Here is a 1518-nt window from a genome sequence, read left to right as displayed (position 1 = left end):
TGTCTTCGGTCTATAAGAGGCATTTAAATATAAACGATTACTTTTATGGACATTCGCGATACCCTATTATTACTATTGTTACAGGGCGCGGTTGCCCTTACCACTGCTTTTATTGTTGTTATCCGCAAACTATGTATGGTCATAAATTGAGATTGCGAAGCCACAAGAATGTCGCTGAAGAATTTCGATTCATTGCGGAAAATTTTCCGGAAGTGAAAGAAATAAGAAATAATGATAGAAGACGACACCATGACCGTTAATAAGAAACATGCAGAGGCTATAGCCGATGCATTAATTGCAATCGGCAACAAAATCCCGTTTTCGGCGAACTCAAGAGCGGATATGACGGATGTGGCTGTTTTGAAAAACTGAAAAAAGCTGGATGCAGGCTTTTTTGCGTAGGATACGAAAGCAGTGTGCAGGAAATACTGGATAATATAAAAAAAGGTTAAAAATCGAGCGGGCATTTGAATTTTCAAGGGCAACGAAAAAGCAGGCATTATGGTGCATGGATGTTTTATGGTTGGCAATCCCGGAGAAACCAAGGAAACACTCGAGGAAACGCTAAAGTATGCCAAAAAGCTTAATCCTGATACGGCGCAATTTTATCCAATTATGGTATATCCAGGGACAGATGCCTATAAATGGGCCGAGGGAAAGGATTATTTGCTTACAAGGGATTATTCCAAATGGCTTACCGAGGACGGATTGCACGCGACGGTATTGGAGAGACAGGATTTAAGCAGCCAATATTTGATAGACTTTTGTGACAGGGCGAGGAGAGAGTTTTATTTGAGACCGGGATACATTGCAAGAAAGGCGTTTCAGAGCCTTTTCAGTCTGTCAGAGCTTAAGCGAAATATGAAAGGCTTTAAAAATCTGGTTAAATTTTTATTTAAAAAGGAAGATGACAAATGCATGAGTTCAGTCCGGTGTCAGTGATCATTCCTGTTTATAATGAAGAAAATGCCATAATTCAGTGCCTCGAAAGTCTTATAGATGGAGATTATCCTCTGGATAATCTCGAATTTATTATTGCAGACGGCGGCAGTTCCGATAGGACATTGGAGGTTTTAAAGGAATTTGCATCTAAGAATAAAAATGTTGCAGTCAAGATTGTAAATAATGCATTTAAAACTCAAGGGTACGGTTTAAATATAGCGATAGAAAACGCAGATATCAAAAGCGAAATCATACTCAGGGCCGACGCCCACAGCATTTATCCCAAAAACTATATACTTGATTGCGTAAAAACATTACGGGAAGTCGATGCGGATAATGCAGGAGGAGTAATGGTTCCTGTAGGCGAGACTCCATTTCAAAAAGCGGTTGCATTCTGCATGTCACATCCAATCGGAGTTGGAAACGCTAAATTTCATTTGGGAGGATATTCCGGATTTGTCGATACGGTTTATCTCGGATGTTTTAAGAAAAATATTTTTGAAAAAATAGGGCTGTTCGATCCAGAAATGACTACAAATGAGGATGCAGAACTTAATCTGAGAATTCTAAAATCAG

At 39.3% G+C, this 1518-nt stretch carries 3 protein-coding genes; all 3 read left to right on the top strand.

Going from position 1 to position 1518, the window contains the following annotated elements; translation table 11 throughout:
- The first annotated feature begins 231 nt into the window (after window positions 1-231).
- Entirely contained in the window at window positions 232-372 is a 141-nt protein-coding gene (locus V7L97_RS12625) for a hypothetical protein (RefSeq protein WP_333656540.1), read from the top strand.
- 147 nt (window positions 373-519) lie between these two features.
- Window positions 520-942 carry a hypothetical protein gene (locus V7L97_RS12620; protein ID WP_333656538.1) on the top strand — a complete coding sequence of 141 codons (423 nt, stop codon included), beginning with the start codon at window positions 520-522 and terminating at the stop codon, window positions 940-942.
- Window positions 933-1518 (top strand): glycosyltransferase family 2 protein (locus V7L97_RS12615; RefSeq protein ID WP_333656536.1); only part of this gene is annotated, 586 nt, incomplete at its 3' end. The genes V7L97_RS12620 and V7L97_RS12615, both read left to right, overlap by 10 nt.

The organism is Dissulfurispira sp., assembly GCF_036745535.1.
GTDB lineage: Bacteria > Nitrospirota > Thermodesulfovibrionia > Thermodesulfovibrionales > Dissulfurispiraceae > Dissulfurispira.
This window is presented reverse-complemented; position numbering and strand designations above follow the sequence as displayed.